At 45.4% G+C, this 18,519-nt stretch carries 19 protein-coding genes and 1 riboswitch; of the genes, 15 read left to right on the forward strand and 4 right to left on the reverse strand.

The genetic code is table 11. The features are described 5' to 3' along the window. Positions 1 to 4: 4 nt before the first annotated feature. The 8 genes from rsfS to lipB are packed head-to-tail and all read left to right on the forward strand — an operon-like array spanning position 5 to position 6,964. Positions 5 to 349 carry a ribosome silencing factor gene (gene rsfS, locus DN062_RS00110; protein WP_112157139.1) on the forward strand — a complete coding sequence of 115 codons (345 nt, stop codon included), beginning with the start codon at positions 5 to 7 and terminating at the stop codon, positions 347 to 349. Next, positions 349 to 816, forward strand: coding sequence for a 23S rRNA (pseudouridine(1915)-N(3))-methyltransferase RlmH (rlmH, locus tag DN062_RS00115; RefSeq protein ID WP_112156529.1), 468 nt, complete (start codon positions 349 to 351; stop codon positions 814 to 816). Before rsfS ends, rlmH begins: the two co-directional genes overlap by 1 nt. Positions 817 to 825: 9 nt before the next feature. Then, complete coding sequence (gene mrdA / locus DN062_RS00120; RefSeq protein WP_112156530.1) at positions 826 to 2,727, forward strand: penicillin-binding protein 2; 1,902 nt, start codon at positions 826 to 828, stop codon at positions 2,725 to 2,727. Next, entirely contained in the window at positions 2,724 to 3,866 is a 1,143-nt protein-coding gene (rodA, locus tag DN062_RS00125; RefSeq protein ID WP_112156531.1) for a rod shape-determining protein RodA, read from the forward strand. Before mrdA ends, rodA begins: the two co-directional genes overlap by 4 nt. Positions 3,867 to 3,874: 8 nt before the next feature. After that, a complete protein-coding gene (locus DN062_RS00130; RefSeq protein WP_112156532.1) occupies positions 3,875 to 4,801 on the forward strand; it encodes a septal ring lytic transglycosylase RlpA family protein in 927 nt (308 codons plus the stop codon). A gap of 53 nt (positions 4,802 to 4,854) precedes the next feature. Next, entirely contained in the window at positions 4,855 to 6,024 is a 1,170-nt protein-coding gene (locus DN062_RS00135) for a D-alanyl-D-alanine carboxypeptidase family protein (RefSeq protein WP_112156533.1), read from the forward strand. 17 nt (positions 6,025 to 6,041) lie between these two features. Then, positions 6,042 to 6,317: an HP0495 family protein gene (locus tag DN062_RS00140; protein WP_112156534.1), complete on the forward strand. Its 276-nt coding sequence runs from the start codon at positions 6,042 to 6,044 to the stop codon at positions 6,315 to 6,317. Continuing rightward, positions 6,317 to 6,964 carry a lipoyl(octanoyl) transferase LipB gene (gene lipB / locus DN062_RS00145; RefSeq protein ID WP_112156535.1) on the forward strand — a complete coding sequence of 216 codons (648 nt, stop codon included), beginning with the start codon at positions 6,317 to 6,319 and terminating at the stop codon, positions 6,962 to 6,964. Before DN062_RS00140 ends, lipB begins: the two co-directional genes overlap by 1 nt. A 73-nt stretch (positions 6,965 to 7,037) precedes the next feature. On the opposite strand, the gene DN062_RS00150 is transcribed toward lipB, so the two are convergent. From DN062_RS00150 to DN062_RS19130, 3 genes are read right to left on the reverse strand one after another with little or no spacing between them, the layout of a single operon-like run. Beyond that, positions 7,038 to 7,424 (reverse strand): CBS domain-containing protein, encoded by a 387-nt coding sequence (locus tag DN062_RS00150; protein WP_112156536.1) that lies wholly within the window; start codon positions 7,422 to 7,424, stop codon positions 7,038 to 7,040. Between the two features lie 14 nt (positions 7,425 to 7,438). Then, on the reverse strand, positions 7,439 to 7,789 hold the full coding sequence (locus DN062_RS00155; RefSeq protein ID WP_112156537.1) for a P-II family nitrogen regulator: 351 nt from the start codon (positions 7,787 to 7,789) through the stop codon (positions 7,439 to 7,441). Continuing rightward, on the reverse strand, positions 7,786 to 9,267 hold the full coding sequence (locus DN062_RS19130) for a DUF1538 domain-containing protein (protein WP_338039949.1): 1,482 nt from the start codon (positions 9,265 to 9,267) through the stop codon (positions 7,786 to 7,788). Before DN062_RS19130 ends, DN062_RS00155 begins: the two co-directional genes overlap by 4 nt. Before the next feature lie 295 nt (positions 9,268 to 9,562). Here DN062_RS19130 and trkA point away from each other — a divergent pair, with 295 nt between their 5' ends. Both trkA and DN062_RS00170 read left to right on the forward strand, forming a co-directional pair. Then, entirely contained in the window at positions 9,563 to 10,939 is a 1,377-nt protein-coding gene (gene trkA / locus DN062_RS00165) for a Trk system potassium transporter TrkA (protein WP_112156538.1), read from the forward strand. A 15-nt stretch (positions 10,940 to 10,954) separates the two neighbouring features. After that, entirely contained in the window at positions 10,955 to 12,403 is a 1,449-nt protein-coding gene (locus tag DN062_RS00170) for a TrkH family potassium uptake protein (RefSeq protein ID WP_112156539.1), read from the forward strand. A gap of 65 nt (positions 12,404 to 12,468) precedes the next feature. Here DN062_RS00170 and DN062_RS00175 read toward each other — a convergent pair whose 3' ends face one another. After that, entirely contained in the window at positions 12,469 to 13,491 is a 1,023-nt protein-coding gene (locus DN062_RS00175; protein ID WP_112156540.1) for a CNNM domain-containing protein, read from the reverse strand. A 187-nt stretch (positions 13,492 to 13,678) separates the two neighbouring features. Between DN062_RS00175 and DN062_RS00180 the strand changes: the two genes are divergently transcribed. From DN062_RS00180 to minC, 5 genes are all read left to right on the forward strand, one after another. Continuing rightward, positions 13,679 to 14,614, forward strand: a complete 936-nt coding sequence (locus tag DN062_RS00180) for an AEC family transporter (RefSeq protein WP_112156541.1) — start codon at positions 13,679 to 13,681, stop codon at positions 14,612 to 14,614. A 27-nt stretch (positions 14,615 to 14,641) separates the two neighbouring features. Next, positions 14,642 to 15,106, forward strand: a complete 465-nt coding sequence (aroQ, locus tag DN062_RS00185) for a type II 3-dehydroquinate dehydratase (protein ID WP_112156542.1) — start codon at positions 14,642 to 14,644, stop codon at positions 15,104 to 15,106. A gap of 111 nt (positions 15,107 to 15,217) precedes the next feature. Next, positions 15,218 to 15,925, forward strand: coding sequence for a pseudouridine synthase (locus tag DN062_RS00190; RefSeq protein WP_112156543.1), 708 nt, complete (start codon positions 15,218 to 15,220; stop codon positions 15,923 to 15,925). A 123-nt stretch (positions 15,926 to 16,048) separates the two neighbouring features. Beyond that, positions 16,049 to 16,143, forward strand: a riboswitch (glycine riboswitch). Between the two features lie 150 nt (positions 16,144 to 16,293). Next, entirely contained in the window at positions 16,294 to 17,508 is a 1,215-nt protein-coding gene (locus DN062_RS00195) for a D-amino acid dehydrogenase (RefSeq protein WP_112156544.1), read from the forward strand. Positions 17,509 to 17,766: 258 nt separating this feature from the next. Beyond that, positions 17,767 to 18,501, forward strand: coding sequence for a septum site-determining protein MinC (minC, locus tag DN062_RS00200; protein WP_112156545.1), 735 nt, complete (start codon positions 17,767 to 17,769; stop codon positions 18,499 to 18,501). Positions 18,502 to 18,519: the final 18 nt, after the last annotated feature.

The following is an 18,519-nucleotide window of genomic DNA, read 5'->3' on the forward strand; positions in this document are numbered from 1 at the left end:
CGCAATGCAAACTGAGCAATTAATTAAAGAAGTGCAAACCATCCTGGAAGACATGAAAGCAAAGGATTATGTCCTCCTTGATGTTCAAGGTAAATCAAGTGTTACGGATTATATGATGATCGTGAGCGGAACTTCTAAGCGCCATGTGATCTCTATAGCCAATGATGTGATGGAAAAGATTAAAAAAGCAGGCGTTAAACCACTCGGAACGGAAGGACAAAACTCCGGCGATTGGATACTCGTTGATTTAGGAGACGTTGTGGTTCATGTAATGATGCCAGATGCACGTGCATTCTATGACTTAGAGCGTTTATGGCGCCATACGGATGATGAGCCGGTTACAGGTTAATGAAGTTACGCATTCTTGCTGTGGGCACGAAAATGCCAGACTGGGTTGAAAAGGGGTTTGCTGAGTATAGCAAACGCCTACCCTCTGATTTTCAGATTGAGCTGCATGAGATTACCCCTGGCTATCGAGGCAAGGGGGCAGATATTGCTCGTGCCATGAAAACCGAAGGGGATGCTATCCTCGCCGCCATTGGTAAAAATGAGCACGTGGTGGCGTTAGTGGTTGAGGGCAAAAGCTGGTCGACTGAAACCCTCGCTGAACAAGCACAGGGGTGGCGAATGAACGGCTGCAATGTGTGTTTGCTGATCGGAGGTCCTGATGGACTGGATGCGCGTTGTGTCGCTGCTGCGCACCAGAAATGGTCGCTATCCGCACTGACATTGCCTCATCCGCTGGTTCGCATCGTTTTAGCTGAGCAGTTGTATCGTGCTTGGACTCTCCTTCAAGGTCACCCATACCACAAATAATCGGCTGCCATGTATTCTAACGATACGTTCAATCAATCCAGCAAAGAAAATCGTACATTTACTCGAAGAGTCATTTTGGCGTTTCTGATTGTACTGATTTTATTTTCAGTATTAATTGGTCGTGTTTATTTTCTGCAGGTGGTTGAATACGAACGCTATACAGCCATTTCTGATCGTAATCGTATACAACTCCAGCCTGTTGCTCCTAGGCGTGGTTTAATCTACGACCGAAACGGTATTCTGTTAGCGGATAATCAGCCAACCTTTAGTGTGACGTTGCTTCGAGAGGAAATTTCGAACATAGATAACACGCTTGAGGCGTTGTCGGAGCTTATTGATATTACCGAGCGTGATATCGAACGCTTTAGGCAGAGATTACAGCAGCGTAGGCGTCCTTACGAAACGGTGCCCTTGCGCTTTCGTCTAACGGAAGAGGAAATTGCCCGTATATCCGTGAATTATCACCGATTGCCAGGAGTTCAGGTCGAAGCTGATTTAATACGCTACTATCCTTTCGGAGAGTCCTTAGTTCATGTGTTGGGGTATGTAGGGCGAATTAATGAGCGAGATATCGAGCGCATAGACACAGCTAAATACGCAGGTACCGATTATATCGGAAAGCTGGGCATTGAGCGTTTTTACGAGCCGATCCTCCATGGTGATGTTGGTTTTCAAAAAGTTGAAACCAATGCACGTGGACGTGTATTGAGAATCCTTGAGCATGAAGACCCTAAACCAGGGGTTGATTTAAAGCTGAGCTTAGATATTCAGCTACAGCAGTTTACCGAAAAAGTGCTGCAAGGCTGGAAAGCATCAGTGGTTGCTATAGATCCTGAAACAGGTGGCATTTTAGCACTTGTGAGCACCCCAACGTATGATCCCAATTTGTTTGTAACGGGAATTTCGAGTGCAGATTACAATGAGTTAAGGGACTCGCCGGACTTACCCTTATTTAACCGTGCAGTTAGAGGGGGATATCCACCTGGTTCGACTATCAAGCCTATAATTGCGATGGCAGCGATCGACAGCAACACAGTGAGGGCTGATTATACTATTTGGGATCCAGGTTACTATCAAGTCACTCAGGGCGGCCGTCGTTATCGAGACTGGCGTCGTGGGGGCCATGGCCGCGTGAATATGAACTTGGCGATCGCTCAGTCCGTGGATACCTGGTTTTATGATGTGGGGCATCGTATGGGTAATGAACCAATGGCGCATTACATGCGAATGTTTGGCTTTGGTGAAATCACGGCGGTGGATACACCTGAAGCGATTCGGGGGGTATTGCCAACTCGTGACTGGAAGCGAGCCACTATGAATGAACCCTGGTATCCGGGCGATTCGATTAATATGAGCATAGGGCAAGGCTACATGGTGGCAACGCCTCTGCAGCTTGCAATTGCAACGGCTGTTTTAGCAAATCGAGGACGCTGGGTGCAGCCTCGTGTTTTGATGGGTGTAATCGAGGAAACGGATAAGGGGGAAGAGCGCTTAACTTTACCTGATCTTGTTACTCAGCACCCTGTGCCAGACGATGTGGATGTTAAAAATCCAGATCTTTGGGGGCCAATTATTCAAGGGATGATTGATGTGGTGCACGGACCAACAGGAACGGCAAGGCGCGTTGGTCAAGGCATGACTTACAAAATGGCAGGTAAAACGGGTACTGCGCAGGTTATTGGGATTGCACAGGATGCGCGCTATGATGCGAGTAAAATAGATGCACGCTTCCACGATCATGCGTTATTTGTTGGCTTTGCCCCGATCGATAATCCTGAAATAGCAATTGCTGTCGTCGTTGAAAATGGCGGTGGCGGCTCTAGTGTAGCGGCACCCATTGCACGAAAAGTCATGGATGCTTGGTTGTCAGGTAATTATGAGCTTGATGATGAAGAGGACATAACACCATGAATCATCGTGACTTTCAGCGGACGATGCCAGGCGCGAAGGTGCATTTTCAGCGATCGAAAAGTTTGTGGAGTTACACTCGTTTAGATGCTTGGATGCTGCTTTTATTGCTTATACTCTGTGGTTTTGGTCTTTACGTTCTTTATAGTGCATCAGGTCAAGATATTACCTACGTCGAGCGCCAAGCTGTTCGGATGGGGGCAGGTTTTTTGCTCATGATTTTCTTGGCGCAGCTTAACCCAAAAATCTTTTTGCGAGTCGCCCCATGGCTTTATGTCGCCGGGGTGGCCTTATTAATTGGGGTGCTGTTGTTCGGAGTGCAAGCCAAAGGTGCTCAGCGTTGGATCGCCTTGCCGGGGTTTAGATTTCAACCATCAGAGTTGATGAAACTCGTGCTTCCCATGATGCTGGCAGCTTATATTGTTCGGCAGAGTTTGCCACCCACTTTGTTTAGGCTCTTCGTATGTTTAGTTTTATTAGCAGTTCCGATGCTGTTGATTATGAAACAGCCAGATCTGGGTACTAGCTTCTTAATAGCCGCATCGGGTATTTTTGTGATTTTGCTTTCGGGTGTTTATTGGCGTTATGTGCTCCTTGCTCTTGCCGCTGCGGGTGCAGCGTTACCCATTTTATGGAGCTTTATGAGGGAATATCAAAAGCAACGAGTGATGACCTTTATGAATCCAGAAAGTGACCCGCTTGGCTCGGGTTGGAACATCATTCAATCTAAAACGGCGATAGGCTCGGGTGGATTGTCAGGCAAGGGATGGATGCAGGGGACGCAGTCTCAATTGAACTTTTTACCGGAATCACACACAGACTTCATCATAGCCGTAATTGGCGAAGAACTGGGTATGCGAGGTATTGTCCTGCTCATCTTCATTTATGTGTTAATTATTTTACGGGGTTTGCTGATTGCCGTGCGAGCGCAAGACAGCTTTTCGCGTTTGTTGGCGGGCAGTATTACACTTACATTTTTCATTTACGTTTTAGTCAATATTGGGATGGTGACAGGGTTAATGCCTGTCGTGGGGGTTCCTTTGCCCATGGTTAGCTATGGCGGAACCTCAATCGTGACTTTGATGGCAGGGTTCGGCATTTTAATGTCTATATATTCTCATCCACATTTACGCAGACATTAGGAGATCAAATGTCATGTTATAGGCTGTTGCGAGCTGGAATTATTTCCTGTGTCGTATTGAGTTTTTTGGCAGGATGCTCATCTAAAAGTACTGTGCAAACACCTCAACAAAAAGCTGAGGTGAAACCGCAAACCAATGCGGGTCGCTACTCTATGCAGAATGATAAAGCACCCATTGATCCACCTGATGTGAGTAAGGTGCCGAATGCTGTTCCGCGTCATGAACCTTTAAGTCGTGGTGGGAACCGCTCACCCTATGAGGTGTTTGGGCAAACGTATCATATTTTGCCGAGTGCGAAAGGGTATAAGGAGAAAGGTGGGGCATCTTGGTATGGTTTGAAATTTCATGGACATTTGACTTCGAATGGTGAAGTCTATGACATGTATGAAATGACCGCTGCGCATAAGAGCCTTCCGTTACCCACGTATGCACGTGTCACAAATCTCGATAATGGGCGCTCTGTTATTGTTAGAATTAACGATCGCGGCCCCTTCCATGAGGGACGGATTATTGACTTGTCGTATGCCGCGGCGTACCAGTTGGATATTCTCCGCAATGGTACAGGGCGTGTTGAGGTTGAGGCGATTGTAGTTGAACCACCTTGGTCGCAAAACATTGCTGCATCTAAGCCCTCAGCATCTCAGACGCAGGAGATTCGCTCACAGGTGAGAGGTGTCTCACCTGTGGTGTCTTTAGATCGACGCTATTTGCAGATTGGTGCCTTTTCAACAGAGGTAGCAGCTAAGCGTGTACAAGCGCAAGTGAGTAATTTGTCTGCGGGCGTTCCTGTGGGGATTTATCCGGCACAAACCGCCAATGGGTCGGTGTACCGTGTTAAAATAGGGCCATTTAACATCGGAGACTCTCTTGACTCTTTGATGGCCAGGTTGCAGTCAGCGGGTTATCCTTCCGCTCACTTGGTGGATAAGCCCTGATGTACTTTAGACCGATTTTGTTTATTAACCGCTAACTGAAAGAACGGAATGTCATGTTTAAACAGTTTATAAAATCCCCAGCGAAGTGCCTAGCTCTCCTCGTTCTGCTATTGGTGTTTGTACCTGCAGCACAGTCCAGCACTTTAATCCCTGCACCGCCGCAAATAGCTGCGCGCTCTTATATTGTGATGGATGCGGATACAGGCAACGTGATTGTTGCGCATAATGAGCATGACCGCTATCCCCCTGCCAGTCTTGTTAAAATTATGACCAGTTACATTGCTGAGCAAGAAATCATTCGTGGTAACTTGGCAGAAACAGATATGGTCAGCGTGAGCGAAAAAGCTTGGAGAACAGGTGGTTCTCGCATGTTTGTGCAAGAAGGGACGCAGGTGAGTGTGATTGATTTGTTGCGAGGTATCATCATTCAGTCTGGAAACGATGCCTCTGTTGCCATTGCTGAGCATATTGCAGGCAGTGAAGAAGCTTTTTCGGATTTAATGAATCAACATGCTCGCCGCATTGGGATGACCAACACCCAATACCTTAATGCGACGGGGTTACCAGCGGAGGGGCAGTATTCGTCTGCGTACGATTTAGCCTTGCTGTCACAAGCGTTGATTAACGATTCACCACAGTATTACCCGATCTATGCTGAGAAGTATTTTGAGTATAATAAAATTCGTCAGCCTAACCGTAATCGTCTTTTATGGCGTGATGATAGTGTCGATGGTATTAAAACGGGACACACAAATGAAGCAGGTTACTGCTTAGTGAGTTCTGCGATTCGTGATGGTATGCGTTTGATTACAGTGGTCATGGGCTCTGCCAGTGAAGAAACGCGCGCTCAGGAAACGCAGCAGTTAATGTCCTTTGTTTATCGTTTTTATAATACTCATCAGCTTTACCCTGCCAATCAAGTGCTGAGTGAGCCACGGATCTGGGGAGGCTCCTTGGATCAATTAAAAGTGGGTGTTGCTGATAAGTTAGCCGTTACCTTGCCAAGAGGTAAAGAAGATGAGCTTGAGGTGATACTAGACTTACCACACAGTATTAAAGCACCCATTGAGCTTGGGCAAGAGCTGGGTCGAGTGGTTGTCAGCTTAAATGGAGAGGAACTCGCCAGTGCGCCTTTGGTTGCGTTAGAAGCGGCTGAACAAGGCGGATTGATTAAGCGTATTTGGCATATGATTTTACAGTTCTTTACTGGCCTGATCAGTTAAATAGAGAGAGATACCCGATGTCAGATTCCGTAGAGGCCCCAAAAATCGAGTTTCCTTGTCAGGACTATCCGATTAAAGTGGTGGGCAATAATGAAGATAACTTTTATGGATTTGTCGTTGAGACTGTTCAAATTCATGCACCTGACTTAGATATTACAAAGGTGACACTCCAAGACAGTCGCAATGGACGCTTTCAGTCAGTTCGCTTGAAAATTCGCGCGACAGGAGAGGCTCAATTGCAGGCACTGTTTGAGGATTTGAAGGCGTCAGGCCGCGTGCATATGGTTCTATAATGCAGAATGCGCTGATTATACGTTCGTTAGGTGTGCGGCCTTACGTATCGGTTTGGCATGCAATGCAGGCGTTTACCGATCAGCGGACAGAAACCACGCTTGATGAAATCTGGTGTTTAGAGCATGAGCCTGTTTTTACCCAAGGACAGGCTGGCAAAGCTGAGCACCTGCTTAACCCAGGCGATATTCCAGTAGTGCAAGTGGATCGTGGTGGCCAAGTGACGTACCACGGTCCTGGTCAGCTCGTGGTATACCTGTTGCTCGATTTAAGACGACACCGACTTGGCGTGCGAGATGTTGTCACGGCAATGGAGCAGTCTGTTGTCGAGGTCTTGAATCAGATGGCAGTGGATGGTTATGCCAAAAAGGATGCACCTGGTGTTTACGTTGATGAACAGAAAATTGCGTCTTTGGGGCTGCGAGTGAGGCGAGGGTGTTCGTTTCATGGTCTGGCGTTAAACGTTGACATGAATTTAGAGCCTTTTTTACGGATTAACCCTTGCGGCTACGCTGGTATGCAAATGACACAGCTGAAGCACTTTGATGCTGCAGTTAGCCTAGAAAGAGTGTCTAGTCAGTTACTCAATTGCTTAGTCAATAGGCTTGGTTACACCGAGATTGAATATTCGACAGTTTTTAATAGATGATCAGGGCAGTGAAACAAGTGCCCTGATCTGAGATGACAACTTGACAATTTTTTCAGAAAGCTTCACCCAAAAATTATTCAATATTTTTAAGAAGTTGCTCGATTAAATCGTCCATGCATACAATACCTACCAACGAATTATCATCAAGAACCAGTACGCGTTTGACTCTGTTTTGTGCCATTAATGACGCAACATGTTTTAAAGCAAGACTTTGTCCCACAGAGATAGCAGGTTTCGCGCAAATATCATAGACATTGATTAAGTCGATATCGCCATTTTCAGCAATAATGGTTTTGATAATATTTGTGTAAGTAATCAAACCATAGGCGTCATGTTCGTTGGTTTTATCCACCACCAGTGATTTTAAACCGTGTCGCTTCATCAGGCTCAAGGCTTCACGAATGGTCGCAAACGGAGAAACGATGATGACATCGCGAACCATGACATCTTTAACCAGCATAAGAGAAGCTCCTGTTAAATAGAATCTTTAAGATGATTTTCAAATTTTGACAGCTGAGATAAGTCTATGCCACCTAAATGCTCAAGTGCAAAAGTGAAGACCACCCCATGAGATTTTTTTTCTTTATCGATTAGTAGTTCTTGAATGGCTTTTAGAATTTCCAAGGATAAGCCTTTTTCCAATACCATGACTACAACCGATTGGCTTCCTTCATAGGTCATACCGAAAAAGGTTTTCTTGGTGTTGTTACCGATCCCCCGGCCACCTAGGATCGTGATGCCGCCCGCACCTAAATCACGTGCATCATCAACTACTTTTTGTTCCAGTTCTTCCGGAACGATAGCCACTAAAACAGAAAACTTCATGATTCTACCTTGTTAAATTTAGTCAACAGGTCTGCCACTATGGCGTAACACATGACAGAGACAATAGGAAAAATGGAAGCAAAGGCAATCAAACCAAAGCCATCAATTAATACGTTGCGTCCTTCAATGTGGGTTGCTAAGCCAATGCCGAGCGCCGTTACTAAGGGGACTGTAACCTCCGAGGTGGTGACTCCGCCTAAGTCAAAGGCCAGCGCTGTGATGTATTTTGGTGAAATAATCGTCAGTAATATTACCAAAGTATATCCACCGATGATGAAGTAGTGAATTGATCCCCCTGTTATTAAGCGAAAAACTCCAATTGTAATGCCGACAGCCACCCCTAATGCCACCATCAAGCGAATCGCATTGCCTTTAATACGCCCACCCGATGCCTCCTCAGCTTGTTGACCTACAGCAATAAGTGCAGGTTCGGCCATGGTTGTTGCGAACCCAATCATAAAGGCGAATAAATAGATAAAACCAAAACGATTCAGGTTGATTAGTTGCTCTGCCATGCTGTAGCCAATTGGGAAGAGCCCAATTTTGAGTCCGACAACAAAAGCGTAGAGGCCGATGATCACCAACAAAAAACCAAAGGCAATTTTGGGAGGATTGGATAGCGGACGTTTTAAAATAATATATTGAAAAAAAAGTATGGTGATAATGATCGGTAAAACATCCCTAAACATCGTCAGTAAGTCTAAAACAGCCGTTACAAGCACATGCTGTGTTGCCTGATGAGTGACCGCTTGAAAAGCCGCTTGCGTATCAGCAGAAAGGGAATAAACGACAATTCCATAGAGTTGAACGCTAATCATTGGCACCATAACGGCGAGTGCGACAAGACCAAAGCCGTCGATTAACGGGTTACGCCCTTTAATCGAAGAAGCAAGACCTATGCCTAATGCTGCAATTAAGGGAACTGTCACGATATTGGTGGTGACACCACCTGAATCGTAGGCTAAACCGACAATTTCTTCGGGAGCAAAAAACGTAACCAGCACGACTAGGATGTATCCAATGATCATATACCAGTGAATGGCGTGCCCAAAAATAATTCTGAATACACCGAGAGCGATGACACAACCAACCGAAATAGCGACTAGTATCCGTAGAGTTAACGCATCGACTCGCCCTTCACTGATTTCCATCGCTTGATTTGCAACGGCTATGAGCGCAGGTTCTGCCACCACCGCCGAAAAGCCCAAGGCAAAACCAAAGGTCAATAAAATGGGAATGGAGCCTTTACGAGCGAATTGATTCGAAAGGCTCTTGCCAACTGGAAAAATACTGAGGTCTAAGCCTTGTAAAAATAAGGCAACGCCAAACGCAACGATAAGGAGGCCGAATGCCATGTTCAGACTGTTGTCCGGAACCTGTTGTAGGATAATCAGTTGAAAAAACAGTACGACTGCGACAATCGGCAGTAAATTTTTGAGTGCATGCAGGAATGCATGTCCGAAGCTTTTCAGAAACAAGAATTGAGCCTCTTATGCTGCTGACGAATCAGTTTTATTAATTGTTTGATAAATAAGAGTTAATTTGTTCATCACTCATCTAGCAAACATCATAATTAAATGAGATGACAATTTCACCACATTTATACATAAAATCATAATTAGCCTTGTATCAATTGATCTAGCGCAATTTTGTGTGGATGGAAAGCTTGAGTGTCAGATTGGTCTGTTTTTCGTTAGAATAGGTCCGCATGAATTTAATCCAGATCAAACAGATCTGTGTATGGCTAAATAACTCGGGTGAGCCGTTTACATTATGTACATAATTATTTTGGGCGCAGGGCAAGTTGGCGGCACTGTGGCTGAAAACCTTGCGAGTGAAGCGAACGATATTACGATTGTTGACAGTGATGTTAGTCGTTTGAGGGAGTTAGCAGACCGTCTGGATATTCGAACCATAGAGGGGTCGGCTTCGAATCCAAGTGTGCTTGAAAGTGCCGGTGCAAGGGATGCGGATATGTTGATTGCTGTGACGAACAGCGATGAAGTCAACATGATTGCTTGCCAGGTGGCCCATACCTTATTTAACGTACCGACTAAAATTGCACGTATTCGTGAACATGATTATTTGTACGGCGATCATGCCTTGTTTGGCAGCAAAGCCATGCCTGTTGATGTGTTGATTAGCCCTGAAGAGCTGGTTACCTTACACATTAAGAAATTAATACAGCACCCTGGTGCGTTGCAAGTTCTTGATTTTGCGGGTGGTAAGGCTCAGCTGGTTGCAGTGAAAGCATACTATGGCGGGCCCTTAGTTGGCCGTGAAATTGCTTACCTACGAACCCACATGCCCAAAATAGATACCCGTGTGGCGGCGATATTCAGACAGGATCGAGCCATACTGCCGCAAGGGGATACCATCATCGAGGTGGATGATGAAGTCTTCTTTATCGCCGCTAAACCTGATATTCGCTCGGTGATGAGTGAGTTGCGTCGATTGGATAAGCCTTATAAACGAATCATAATCGCTGGCGGCGGCAATATAGGTTCGCGTTTGGCCTTGAGTCTAGAAACCGACTTTCAGGTCAAACTGATTGAGCGCAGTTTACCCCGTTGCCATGTGCTGTCACGCCAACTGAATCGCACAATCGTGTTGCATGGTAGTGCATCTGATCGTGAATTACTGGTAGAAGAAAATATTGATGATACTGATGTCTTCTGTGCACTGACCAATGATGATGAAGCCAATATCATGGCCTCCATGCTGGCTAAGCGCTTAGGGGCCCGTACCGTTATTACCTTAATAAACAATCCTGCGTATGTTGATTTAGTGCAAGGTGGTGTTATCGATATTGCTGTTTCACCTCAGCAAAGTACGATAGGAGCGCTGCTTACGCATATTCGTCGAGGTGATATTGTCGCCGTGCATTCCTTGCGTCGTGGTGCTGCTGAGGCATTGGAGGCCATCGCGCATGGCGATAAGGGCTCATCGAAAGTGGTAGGGCGGACGATTGAAGACATAGATTTACCGCCCGGGACCACCATCGGTGCCATTATTCGGAACGATAAAGTGCTGATTGCCCATGATGATATTGAAATCCAAAATGATGACCATGTTATTTTATTTTTGGTTGATAAACGCCGAATCTTGGAAGTTGAGCGTCTCTTCCAAGTGGGTTTGACCTTTTTCTAAATCGCAGGCCAACGTATGCACTTTCGTTTAACTTTACGTGTGTTGGGGCTACTTTTGATGCTGTTTAGCTTCACACAGCTCCCGCCCCTAGCCATTTCTTTTTACTATGATGACAGCGCCCGTTTTGCGTTTATGGCATCATTTTTTATTCTTCTGTTGGTTGGCTTTGCGATTTGGGTGCCTGTTTATCGCGTTAGAGGTGAGTTGCGCGTCAGAGATGGATTTTTAATCACGGTTTTATTTTGGTCTGTACTGGGTTTTTTTGGTGCGACTCCTCTCTATCTAGCGCCTGAGCCACAAATGTCGTTAGTGGATGCGGTGTTTGAATCAATTTCGGGGCTATCGACCACGGGTGCCACTGTCATCACAGGTTTAGATCATCTCCCGAAATCCATTTTATTTTATCGTCAGCAATTGCAGTGGTTAGGCGGTATGGGGATCATTGTGTTAGCCGTGGCCATACTTCCGATGCTTGGAATCGGTGGGATGCAGCTCTACAGAGCTGAAATTCCAGGGCCGGTGAAAGATACAAAGTTGACACCGCGTATCACAGAAACGGCTAAGGCCTTATGGTATATCTATGCTGCTTTAACTATTCTCTGCGCGCTTGCCTATTGGTTGGCCGGCATGACCCCCTTTGATGCGATCGGTCATAGCTTCTCGACTGTGGCCATCGGTGGGTTTTCAACCTACGATGATAGTATTGGCTATTTTAATAGCCCCATGATTGAGCTGATCGGCATTACATTTATGATTATATCGGCGATGAACTTTGCGTTGCATTTCTTCGCTTGGCGGCAACGTTCTTTGCTGCATTACTTGAAAGATCCTGAAGTTCGATTTTTTCTAAGTATTCTAATGATTACATTTGTGATTACACTGGCTGTACTGATTATTCATCAAACCTATGGCTCGGTCGATGCGTTAAGACGAGCCGCGTTTATGACCGTCTCGATTGCAACCACAGCAGGGTTTAGTAATGGTGATTTTGCCAACTGGCCTGTGATGTTGCCTTTCATGTTGTTTATTACGGCTTTTGTTGGCGGCTGTGTGGGGTCGACTGGAGGGGGGATGAAAGTTATCCGTATCCTTCTGATTTTGAAACAAGGCTATCGTGAGTTACAGAGGCTTGTGCATCCGAATGCAGTTTTCCCTGTGAAATTGGGCAATCGCACCATTCCTGATAATGTCCTGCAGGCGGTGTGGGGATTCTTTTCTGTGTACCTGTTGGTCTTCGTTATCATGTTAATCGCACTGATGGGCACAGGGTTAGATCAAGTCACAGCTTGGTCTGCTGTGGGGGCTACCATTACGAATTTAGGACCGGGTTTAGGGGATGTGGCAAGTAATTTTGGTGATATCAATTCGACTGCGAAGTGGATTTTATGCTTTTCCATGTTGCTGGGACGCTTAGAGGTATTTACGTTATTGGTATTGTTTACCCCCGTTTTTTGGCGTCGTTAAGTCATTGTTTTATAATGTTAGTGGCCATTAATCTCAAGAGATATGGCTACTAAACATTTTACTCCTTAATCATCTGCAAGATTTTTGAGTCTGTGCTTCCAACGACGCTTTGCGAAACGTCGCATATTGGGTATGTCGTCAGTTTCATCCATGATCGGTTGACCGAGGATTGTTTCTATTACATCTTCCATTGTGACTAAACCTAGCCACGAACCATATTCATCATAAACTAAACATATGTGTTGTCGTTCGTGCATAAACTGGGCCATTAGCTGTTCGGCATTCAGTTGATCAGAAACAACTTTTATTGGCTTCATTAGGTCGGAAACAGTCTTTTGATCAGTTATATCAAGCATGTCATAGCGGAAGACTAAGCCAAGAGGTGCCTCATTTTTGTCAAGAACTGGGTAGCGAGAAAACTTGCCGACCTTTACTCGCTCAGCAAAGTCATTGAGTGATGCATCGGGGCTAGTGGTTTCACAAACCGTTCGCGGCGTCATAATATCCCGTACTTTTATGTCGTGCAAATCAAGAATATTAGCGATAACCCGTTGTTCATCTTCATCTAATTTATTTAGCTCTCTACCAAGCACAGTCAATGCTTTTATTTCTTGACGTAAATCATTATTGTGATGTCCTCCTCCTAGCAGCTTCATGATTTGGTCGGATAACCAAATAAAGGGCTTAAGTAAGGTGATCATTAAATTAAGAGTAAATGGCAAGAATGGCGCTAATTGCGGCCAGTATCGAGCGCCAATAGTCTTAGGCAGGATTTCTGACAGTATTAGGATCAAAAGTGTCATTATAGCTGAGGCAATGCCTAAGTATCCGTCACCAAATACTAGAGTGACTTGAGCGCCAACACCTGTCGCACCTACAGTATGCGCTACAGTGTTTAAGGTAAGGATGGCAGCTAGTGGTTGATCTATTTTGTCTTTTAACACCTTAAGCTTTTCGTACAACTTAGGTTGAGTTACCTTCTGATGTGCAATGTAACTTGGGGTTATAGACAATAAGGCTGCTTCGAGGATAGAACAAATAAACGATACCGCAATTGATAAAACCGCAAAAGCAATTAAAAGGCTCATACAGGTTGTTTACAACACTCCATTCAAATAATTTAATCAATCTTAATTCTATCGCTGCTAAAAAGCGAGTTCCGAAGTGAAATATTGCAGTGCTAGGATAGCCACAAAAAAAGATAGAGATGTGTAGCGTCTTTTTTCATTTTCAAATTTTATATCCTAATCGGTTGGGGTATTTAGAGGAAGCTTTATGCAGGCCGTGCTCAACATTACAGCACCGATCTTCTTTATCATTTTTCTAGGATATGTAAGCGTACGTTATCGCCTGATTCCTAAAGAAATGCTGCCTGGTTTAAGCCGCTTCGTGTTGTATGTGGCTCTGCCTGCACTGATCTTTATCAAGGTCTCCAGTATGCCGATTGATCAGTTATTCTATCCGGCGTATTTGATCATTTATGGTGTCGGCTCAATCTGTGCATTGTTCACGGGCGTTCTGATCAGTCGTTATGTGTTTAAGGACACGTTAGGTGTGTCGGGTGTGAGGGGAATGGGGTCGGCTCTATCCAATAGCTCGTTTATTGGTTTCCCTATTCTTCTGCAGTTTTTTGACCATGCACCTACGCAAGCCTTTGCGATGACGGTGATGATCGAAAATATCCTCATTCTGCCGATTGCCTTGATCTTTGTTGAATATGCGTTTGGACGCTCAGAACAAGCGAGCATTAAGGCACAATGGCAAGGTATCCTAAAGCGTGTGAGCACCAATCCGATTATTATTTCTGTGTTTGCTGGTGTTTTCTTTTCTGTTCTGGGGCTGTCTTTGCCTGCATTTATGGACGTTGGGCTTAACTTGTTAGCATCAGGAGCGGCTGCGGCGGCATTGATTGTTATCGGTGGCTCCTTGGTGGGAGTGAGCATTAAAGGAAGCTACAGCCGTATTGGCAGTGTTAGCTTGGCTAAATTGGTCATTCATCCCTTATGGGTGCTGGTTTTAATCCAGTTTTTCCCAAGTATGCCAAATGATTTAAAAATGGCGGCTATCTTGTTTGCGGCCATGCCGATGTTTAGTATTTACCCCATTTTGGGGGGCGAGTATGGTCAACGAGAGTTCTGCGCCAGTGCCTTATTGGTCACCACACTATTCTCCTTTATCAGTGTCAGTGCTTTGATCCATATTTATAGCTAATTAATCCTTGCTTCAGTGGAGTTGAACATGAAAAAAATAATGGTGTTGAATGGCCCTAATTTAAACTTATTGGGCACTCGTGAGCCCGCTCAATATGGCTACGAAACACTGGCAGATGTTGAAGTGATGTGCCGTGAAATGGCGGCGCTTTATGGCCTAGAGGTGGATTTTCGGCAAAGCAATCACGAGGGTGATTTGATTGATGCTATTCATCAAAGCGGGAAAGAAGTCGCGGCCGGTGAGTCCCTAGGGGTGGTGTTCAATCCTGGTGCCTATACACATACGTCTATTGCGCTACATGATGCCATTAAAGGGGCTGATGTGCCTGTTATTGAAGTGCACATTTCCAACGTGCACGCGCGTGAAGCTTTTCGCCATCACTCCTTCATATCCCCTGTTGCCAGCGGTATTTTGGTTGGTTTGGGTGTGCAGGGATATGTGCTGGGCATTCAGGCATTGGCGCATAAACGAGGTCTTGCCAAGTTAGATTGAGAACAGGCTTAGTAGCAGTGCCAGCGTAAAGAACGAGCAAATCGTTGTCATTAATAATGCGCTGGCGCAAATAATGCTATGATCCTTTAATTTTACAGTGATCCATGAAAAATGCGGCTGACACAGTATTTAAGTCAAGCGGGCGTGTGCTCGCGAAAAGCGGCGAGCCGCTTAATTGCAGAAGGGCGCGTTCAACTGAATCAAAAAACCGCTACGCCTCATACCCCTTTCCGAGGGGATGAGAGCGTGACGGTCGATGGTCAAAGGGTTCTGTTGTCTGAGCAGCATTTATATGTACTCTATAACAAACCTGTCGGCATTGATTGCAATTGTCGAGCAGATGATCCTGCTAGCATTATCCATCATCTCACGTTACCACGACGCTTATTTCCTGTGGGTCGGATTGATAAGGACTCACGAGGTCTGATGTTGTTAACAAACGACGGACGCTTATGTCATAGGTTGCTTTCCCCTCAATACGAGCATCCTAAGCAATATGAGGTTCAGGCAAGACCCCATTTTCAAAACTCTGCACTTAATCCTGAATTTAAAAAAAAGATGGAGCAGGGGGTTGTGCTAGATGGGCAGCTCACTCAGCCCTGTCAGGTAACTTTGCTCTCTCATGATCGTTTTAAAATTTGCTTAACTCAGGGTCTAAATAGACAAATTCGGCGAATGTGCCGAGCGCTTGGCTATCATGTGGTGGATTTGCAACGAACACACATTCTGCAGTTGAGCCTAGACGAGCTTGCTGAAGGGGAATGGCGTCATTTAACTCGCAGCGAAATTGACGCCATCAAGGCACAGATTTTTCAATAAAACTGTGTTTTCCAATCTTCACAAGGCATGGATGATCACATCCTAGATGATAGAGTTTTTTCTATAACTTTAGTCGATATGGGCTGTTCATTTGTGTCGTATTTGGTAAACTTCAGGGCGTTTTGAAATATATCGGGAGAGACTGCAGGCTTAGCTGTAGCAGCGCCGAAGGAGCAACCACCCCGGAAACTCTCAGGCAAATGGACCGATTATTGAATAAAACTCCGAAGAGCTGTCGGTGAATCGTCGCCCGGCACACCGAAGGAGCAAGCCTAGCATTATGCTGGGTGAATCTCTCAGGTCCCGAAACGGAGGGGGTATTCCATTTTAACATGGGATTTAACCTTTGACGTCTTTGGGAAAAAAACATGAAACGTATTGCCGTCATCGGTGGTGGAATCACGGGTGTTACTTCCGCCTATGCGCTGTCTAAACGTGGCTTCGATGTCACTTTGTTTGAAAAAAGCCGTTATTGTGCAATGGAGACGTCCTTTGCAAATGGGGGGCAACTGTCGGCCTCTAATGCTGAGGTTTGGACACATTGGTCAACCATCTTCAAAGGCCTGAAATGGATTTTAAAATCGGATGCTCCCTTATTAGTGAATCCTAAGCCTTCTTGGCACAAACTGTCCTGGTTTGCTGAATTTATCGCCTCTATTCCTCAGTATGAGCGCAATACCATTGAGACCACGCGTTTAGCCATCGCTGCGCGTCAGCATCTTTTCAGCTGGGCTGAAGAAGAAGGGATAGATTTTGATTTAAAAAAACGTGGAATTCTTCATATTTACCGTGACAAGTCAGGTTTTGACCATGCACAAACCGTCAGTGCCTTATTAGCTAAAGGTGGACTTGAGCGTTATTCCGTCACTCCTGACGAAATGCGTTCAATAGAACCTACCTTAGCAGGTCAATATTACGGTGGTTTCTATACAGAAAGTGATGCGACGGGTGATATTCATAAATACACCCTTGGCTTAGCCTCTGCTTGTGAAAAACGGGGTGTCAAAATTTTATATGGGCAAACCGTTAAGTCGGTTCGCGCCGATAAATTTTTCGCTCAGGTGACATCTGAATCGGAAGGGGCTGTTTCGACGTCTGATTTTGATGCGATTGTCATTTCGGCAGGAACCGCCAGTCGTGGCCTTGCGGCATCGCTCGGCGATCGAGTGAATATATACCCAGTAAAAGGTTACTCAATTACGGTCAATTTGACAGATGAGGTTAGTCAGCAGTCTGCACCGACTGTGAGCCTGTTAGACGATGAAACAAAGCTAGTGAGCAGTCGTTTGGGGGATGATCGTTTCCGTGTGGCGGGAACGGCCGAGTTCAATGGATTGAACAAAGACATCCGTGCCGATCGTATTCGCCCATTAATCGATTGGGTTGAAAGCTGCTTTCCAGGGGTATCCACACGCAGCGTCGTGCCTTGGGCCGGCTTGCGTCCGATGATGCCGAATATGATGCCAAAAGTTGGTAAAGGCAATTTACCGACTGTCTTTTATAATACGGGTCACGGTCATTTGGGTTGGACACTATCGGCAATGACGGCTGACATCTTAGCTGAGTCCATTCCTCTGGATTGAGACGTCTTGCCAACATAGGTTTAGATGCGTAAATAACCGCATATCTCTGAAAAAGACAGAGGTGTGCGGTTTTTTTATGGTTGAACAGGGCTTAATGAGTATTTTTCAGTTTGTCGAATAAGGTATCATGTTCTGTCGATAACGGCTGGCGCTTATAAAAGCGTAATCAAGGCACAATTCAAATATCAAGTGCGTCGATCCGATGTCTGGTTTTAAGAGTAGCGACATGAATGAATCTGTTCACCTGAAGGAGTGGTTATGGATATGACCTCTTCAGCACAGGCAAGTGTGCGTATAAAAGGAAGCATGACCAGTGTAGCCTGTATTCAGTTAACTGGGATGGATGAACAACAGCTATACCTGTTGCAAGATAAGTTAGATGATTTTATTGACAATGCACCGGCACTTATTCGCGGTATGCCCGTGATTCTAGAAATGTCGAACTGCCACTTAGATGGCCGAGTGTTTGCAGGCATTGTTAGTCTCGTTCGACGCGTGGGTGCAAACCCCTTTGCTGTTCGAGGTTGCCCAGAGTATCAAGATCTGTATGAAGCACAGGGTGTTAGCTATTTAGGCGATCAACTCGACACACAACGTCGTGTTGCACCTTTAAAACCTGAGCCGAGTGTTAGCCAAGAACCTGTGATCATTGAAACACAGATCGCAAATGAAGCCCTTATTATTACCACCCCCGTGCGCTCAGGCCAACAAATTTACGCAAGACAGCGCGATCTTATTATTATTTCGAACGTGAGTAACGGTGCAGAAGTAATGTCAGATGGCAGTATTCATGTCTATGGTGCGTTGCGTGGGCGGGCAATGGCTGGCGTGACCGGAAATGAAAATGCTCGGATCTTTTGCTCATCGATGGATGCTGAGTTGCTATTGATTGACGGTGATTACCTAATACGTGACTCCATACCTGAGCATGTATTGCATAAGCCGTGTCAGACGTTTAAGCGCGATCAAAAAATGATTATTGATTTACTTTAACTGGCCTTGTTGATTTGT

The organism is Nitrincola tibetensis (genome assembly GCF_003284585.1).
Classification (GTDB): domain Bacteria; phylum Pseudomonadota; class Gammaproteobacteria; order Pseudomonadales; family Balneatricaceae; genus Nitrincola; species Nitrincola tibetensis.